At 37.5% G+C, this 6,373-nt stretch carries 4 protein-coding genes; all 4 read left to right on the top strand.

The window, feature by feature from the left end; translation table 11 throughout:
- The first annotated feature begins 69 nt into the window (after positions 1–69).
- Positions 70–825, top strand: coding sequence for a hypothetical protein (locus ACOVQ4_RS03425; protein WP_421819256.1), 756 nt, complete (start codon positions 70–72; stop codon positions 823–825).
- 138 nt (positions 826–963) lie between these two features.
- On the top strand, positions 964–3,234 hold the full coding sequence (locus tag ACOVQ4_RS03420) for a peptidylprolyl isomerase (RefSeq protein WP_421819255.1): 2,271 nt from the start codon (positions 964–966) through the stop codon (positions 3,232–3,234).
- A 434-nt stretch (positions 3,235–3,668) separates the two neighbouring features.
- Complete coding sequence (locus ACOVQ4_RS03415) at positions 3,669–5,015, top strand: peptidylprolyl isomerase (RefSeq protein ID WP_421819254.1); 1,347 nt, start codon at positions 3,669–3,671, stop codon at positions 5,013–5,015.
- A 339-nt stretch (positions 5,016–5,354) separates the two neighbouring features.
- A complete protein-coding gene (locus ACOVQ4_RS03410) occupies positions 5,355–6,320 on the top strand; it encodes an AAA family ATPase (protein ID WP_421819253.1) in 966 nt (321 codons plus the stop codon).
- The last annotated feature ends 53 nt before the right edge of the window (positions 6,321–6,373 follow it).

The following is a 6,373-nucleotide window of genomic DNA, read 5'->3' as shown; positions in this document are numbered from 1 at the left end:
TAACTAATAACATTTTCCTACTTACTTAATAATTTATTGAAAAAGAGGTGCTTATAATTTTTACACACCATGAAAAAACAATTAGTGTATTTTGCTTCATTCGGGCTTGTATTGGCATTAGGGTCTTGTAAAACTACTAAACCCGTAATTTCTGGGGTACAATCGCAATCTACGCCAGTAGAAGAAACGATTGTAAAAACAGAATACCAGGCCAAAATGCAGGTCAAACAAGTAAACCCCATAGATTTAGAAGAGGATCTTACTTTTGCAGATGAAATTGTGCTTAGCTACACCTTAACAGCCGTAGATGAGCAAGGAAAAATTGCTCAAGTAGTAACAGGTTCGTTTGGGGTTGAATCTGTAAAAGCTGGACAAGTTCTTAGTTCGGATAGATTCAAACCAATCGAGTTGATAGTTCCTGAAAATGGACGATTATTGGCTTCGGTTGTTTTGAATGAAATTGATGATTATACAAAAGCTCAAGAATTAGTCAAAAAAATCAATGAGTTTGGAGGAGTAGCCAAAATACCTGCCATTATGGTGAGTATTGCTGAGTATCAAACACCATTAGCTATCGTGTTTGGTAGTTTGCAAGCCGCAGGATTAGGCCTCAAAGCCGCCGAAAGATTTGATAAGGATGATTTGTTGGGTCAACATACTTTTCAATTATCAGCTCAAGAACTCAAATCAGGAAAAATGATGTACAATATTCCTTTGGTATTTAAGGGCGAACATCTCAAAAATTCATTTCACTATGAGTTAAATTATGAGCTTCAACTCAAATTAATCAAAACTAATATTCCCAAATCAACTGCAACGCACTAGGAAAGAACGGAAGGTCTTTGTCAAGACTTAATCTCGTTTTTATTGTTATTTTTGTTTTTTTTGTACAATATTCCACGGTACTTGCAAGTTAAAATGAACAAGTCAGTAAAGTTTTTCTGATTTAGGACAAATGAAAGAATGAATAAGTTATGTAAAATATATACGGTGATAGCAGCATCTTTTGCCCTAGCCACCCATGAGCAAATGGCTCTGGCGCAAAGCGAAGTACCTGCCATGACCATAGGAACAAAAAGTATTAGTTCGAGAGAGTTTGAACAAACATACAAAAAGCTTGTCCAAAGTGATAGTGTCAAAAAAGAGAACTCTAGGACTTTTTTACAAGATTTTATCAATTACCAATTAAGTGTATTTGCTGCCGAAAAGGCTGGTTTAGATACAGCAAGAGCGTTTGTCGACGAATTGGACACGTATCGTAAGGAGTTGGCAAGTCCGTACTTGACCGACAAAGCAATGCTTGAAAAGTTGATTCAAGAAGCTTATGAGCGCATGAAAGAAGAAGTAAGGGTTGCTCAAATTTTTATTCCAATAGCTGCAAATGCTTCAGCTGCCGACACATTGGCCGCCTATGATGAAATCAAAAATCTCCGCGTTCGTATCTTAAGAGGTGAAGCTTTTGAGCAGATAGCCAAAGACTACTCTAAAGACCTTAAGTCGGCCTCTCGTGGAGGCGATTTGGGATATTTGGCGGTATTAGACAACAACTACGTGTTTGAGTCTGCCGCATACAATACTCCTAAAGGTGAGGTTTCAATGCCTTTTCGCACAGAAAGAGGATATCATATTATCAAAGTACTCGATCGTCGTTCTTTTAGAGGAAAAGTCCGTTTGGCGCATATTCTTGTGTCGGTATCGGCTGGTATGAATGAAGCTGAAAAAGCAGCTGCCAAAAAGCGTATCGACGACGCCTACGCATACCTAAAAAAAGGCGAACCATTTGAAGGTGTTTGCCGAACTTTTTCAGACGATGCCAGCACCAAGTCGAGGGGTGGAGTTCTTGGAAGATGGTATGAAGCTGGAACCTTGATAGATGAAAAAATTACAGATTTAGTGTTTTCATTGAAAGAAAAAGGAGATTATACCGTACCAATACAAACCTCCCTAGGCTGGCATATCTTTAGATTGGTCGAGAAAAAAAACTTATTGAAATTTGAAGAGTTGGCTCCCTACATTCGCCAAAAAATCAATGCAGATGCCTCCCGAGGCTCCATTGCAAGAGCTACTCTAGTCAAAAAGTTGGTTAGAGATAATAATTTTTTAGAATATATTTCTGTAAAACAGGAGGCTTTCGATAAATTCTACAAAGATCGTACAGGTCAGGAAGACTATTTAGGTAAAACTTTATTTACTATCAATTCAAAGCCTTACAAGACCAAAGATTTCTATGATTACGTGTTCAAGCAACAGCGACAAATGTTAAAAGTTGGGGTTGTCGAAAATAAATCCGTTGATACTTGGTACAAACAATTTGTTGAACAGGCAAATATAGCATTTGAAGAAGCAAATCTCGAGGTAAGATACCCTGAGTTTAGGTCTGTGGTACAGGAATATCGGGAAGGTATTTTGCAAAAAGAAATGTATGAAAAGTATGTATTAGCGCCTTCTTTAGATTCTTTGGCTCAAGTTCGCTTTTTTCAGCAAAATACAGACCGCTATCAGTATACAAATAGAGTTTTGGCAAAGGTAATTACGACTGATAGAAAAGAAACGCTCGAACAGGCTAAGCAGGTTTTGCAAAAAGGACCCTACCCGATGAATCGCCGTTTCCCTGAAATTTACTTTGAAAAGGATAAAGCTGATTTTACGCCCGACGCTCAAAAAATATTATATGAATTGGCGGTTATTATGATTAAAAACCGAGATTACACGGTCGAAATCACAGGTAATGCAGATGCCGATGAACCAGAAAATATCTCGGCCGAACGTGCAAGAAATATTGTTAATAGCTTGATTAATAAAGGTATTTCTGCTACCCGCGTGATAGAGAAGGATGATGGCAAGTTTAAGCCTGTATCAAAAACAGATCATAGCAAAAACATGCGTGTTGCAATCAAGTTCTTTTCTAATTCGATGGAAGATGTAGTCAAAAGATTCAATACCTTAAAACCCAATAGTTTGACCGCCGAAGAGCGCTATTTCAAACGAAACGAAAATGAGTTTGTGGATGCTGCCAATTGGACGGTAGGCGAACAGACATTTGAGTCAAAAGGTCGTCAAGTTTGGATAGATATCAATAAAGTGGAATTGCCAAGAGCCAAAACTTTTCAGGAAGCTCGTGGGCAAGTCATTAAAGATTATCAAAAACAACTTTACGAAAATTGGATAGCCAAATTGAAAGAAAGATATCCTGTATCGGTAAATGAAAATGAGATTCGTCGCATTATCGAATAAATAAGTAATCGTGCAGAATTAGATTTAAGTTTTGTGTTTTAGGGACAAGGCAACAGGCACAAGGCAAAGCGTGTTAAATAGCTTATTGGTAACGATAGATATGTTTTGGCCGAAAGCCCGAATCTGAAAAATTAAATTTTATTTTGAGTACTAACTTTTACTATAGTAAGAAAAAGTGAAATTGTCAGATACGATTAAATCGACGATTTCACTTTTTTTTGCTTCAACAAAGCTTAAAATCTTTGTAAAATAACCAATTAACATTTTTTAACTACTAAAGGAAAAGGTTTAGAGCTCAAAAACACTTAAATTTGTTAATTAAGAATCTCAAATTCTAAATTGTTTCAAGAATATCTGGAGGTTATTAATAGAGATGTAGGTTTATGCCAAGTGTAAAACCTGATTACGAGCATTACATAAGAAATTAGATAACAATGAAAAAACCCTTTTATTTACTCTCACTGATGGGTCTATTACTCGTGATGAGCTTTTCGACAAGAGCGCAATCGGTAGTAATTGATAAAATCATTGCAAAAGTTGACAATCACTACATTTTAAAATCTGAGCTTGAAGCACAGTATCAGCAATATTTGCAAAGTGGGCAGGGCAATACTCCAACGCGTTGCCAATTATTAGAGAGTTTAATTATTGGTAAAGTGATGTTGGCAAAAGCCGAAATCGACTCTGTGCTTATCGAGGATAAGAAAGTAGAAATGGAGTTGAATTCGCGTATGGAGCAAATGGAACAACAGTTTGGCTCACAAAAAAATATCGTTGAAGCCTATGGCAAAACAATAGCCTCTTTGAAAGATGAGCTTCGTTCTGCTATCAAGGAACAGCTCACAACGCGTAAAATGCAGGAGAAAATTACGGGCGATGTAAAGGTTACGCCAAAAGAAGTGCGTAAGTTTTATGAATCTATTCCCAAAGACTCTTTGCCATATTTACCTTCTGAGGTTGAGGTAGGCCATATTGTTCGTTTGGCAAAAGTTACAAAAAACCAAAAAGAAGAACTCATCAAAAAATTACTTGACTATAAGCGTCGAGTTGAAAATGGTGAAGATTTCGCTGAATTAGCCAAATTGTATTCGGAAGACTTAGGTTCAGGAAAACGTGGAGGTGATTTAGGTTTTGCAAAACGTGGTCAAATGGTAGCGCCATTCGAAGCTGCTGCCTTGAAGCTAAAACCAAACCAAATGTCAGATGTAGTCGAATCTGAATTTGGTTATCACTTGATTCAATTACTCGAAATTCGTGGTCAGGAATACCACGCACGCCATATTTTGTTACGTCCTGATTATCAGAAAATGGATTTAACAGAGCCTACCAATTACTTGGATAGCATTAGGGTACTAGTTCAACGCGATTCATTAAAGTTTGAAAAGGCCGCCCAATTGCATTCTGAAGATAAAGCAACTCAAGATGCTGGCGGTATGTTGATTGACCCAAGTACTCGTTCTATTAAAATGCCTTTGGATGGAAGTATGGAATCTGGTTTGTATTTTACACTAGATTCGATGGCCGTAGGTACACTTACCAAGCCTATTCAATACCGCACCGAGGATGGTCGTACAGCAGTACGTGTGTTGTACTACAAAGCTAAACACCCACCTCACTTTGCAAACCTTGAAGATGACTTCCAAAAATTGGCAATGATTACTTTGAATAGAAAACGAAATAATGCTATTGAAGAATGGTTTGCAAAAGCTAAAGGTGAAGTATTCATCTATATTTCGGACGAATACAAGGACTGTAACGTCATGAAAGGCACAGGACAATAAATCTGGTGTTTGCCAAACTATATCCCAAAACGGTCAGTTTTACGCTGACCGTTTTTGTTTAATAAAATGCCAAGAGTAACCCAATAACTTTGGTGTTATTGTCGTTAGGAGGATGTTTGGTCGAAAGTTTTGAATAAAGCCTCACAAATCTCTACAATTTGGCAGGTTATTTGTTTAACTTTACGGTACACGCTATTCAATCATACTCTAGTCACTCAGCGATTTATTTGAAGCAAGACGTCTAAGAAATTATCTCTGTATTCAGAAAATACCTATTTTTAGGAATATATCCTTGAGTTAAAAGAGTTCAAATATCTAAACATCGTTAATATCACAAGCATGGCGCAATACAAGTCGGATGTGGAAGCGGTAAACGCTTTGAAAGAATCTTATCAAAAACTTACTTCAGAAATCGGGAAAGTCATCATTGGTCAGGAAGATACCGTTAGACTTTTGCTTACAGCTATTTTTTGTCAAGGCCACTGTTTATTAGTTGGGGTTCCGGGATTAGCAAAAACTTTGCTGATTCAAACAATTGCCGAAGCCTTAGACCTTGATTTTAATCGTATCCAATTTACGCCAGACTTAATGCCTTCGGATATTGTGGGTTCTGAAACTCTCGATAACGAACGTAATTTTAAGTTTGTGAAAGGCCCAATTTTTGCCAATATTATCTTGGCAGATGAAATCAACCGTACACCTCCCAAAACTCAATCAGCGCTTTTGGAGGCAATGCAAGAATATGCTGTGACGGTATCGGGTAAAAAATACCCATTAAGTCGTCCGTTTTTTGTATTGGCTACCCAAAACCCTATCGAACAGGAAGGTACGTATCCATTGCCAGAAGCCCAACTCGACCGTTTTATGTTTATGGTAAATTTGGATTATCCATCATATCGCGCCGAGGTTGAAATTGTAAAGAATACGACTACCGCAACAAAATATAAAGTACAAAAGCAGGTTTCGGGAGAAGAAATTTTAGCTTTTCAAGAATTAATCAGAAAAGTACCTGTAGCCGACAATGTGGTAGAATATGCAGTAAAATTAGTTCACAAAACTCGTCCTAAATCAGAATTAAGCGATGCCGTGACTAATCAATATTTGGAGTGGGGGGCAGGGCCTCGTGCTTCTCAAAACTTGATTTTGGCTGCCAAATGTAATGCTTTACTTAACGGAAAATATTCGCCAGATATCGAAGATGTGCAGGCTATAGCATTACCTATCTTGCGCCACCGTATTGTGCGTAACTTCAAGGCCGAAGCAGAAGGCGTTTCTGTAGAAGATATCATCAAGAAATTGGTGTAGTCTTATCCCTAATTTAACGATTTAGTGATAGCGCAAATGAGTGATTATGTTAA

This window comes from Flectobacillus sp. (genome assembly GCF_049240685.1).
In the GTDB taxonomy this organism is placed as follows: domain Bacteria; phylum Bacteroidota; class Bacteroidia; order Cytophagales; family Spirosomataceae; genus Flectobacillus.
The sequence above is the reverse complement of the archived record's forward strand: the minus strand, read 5'-3'. Positions and strand labels throughout refer to the sequence as shown.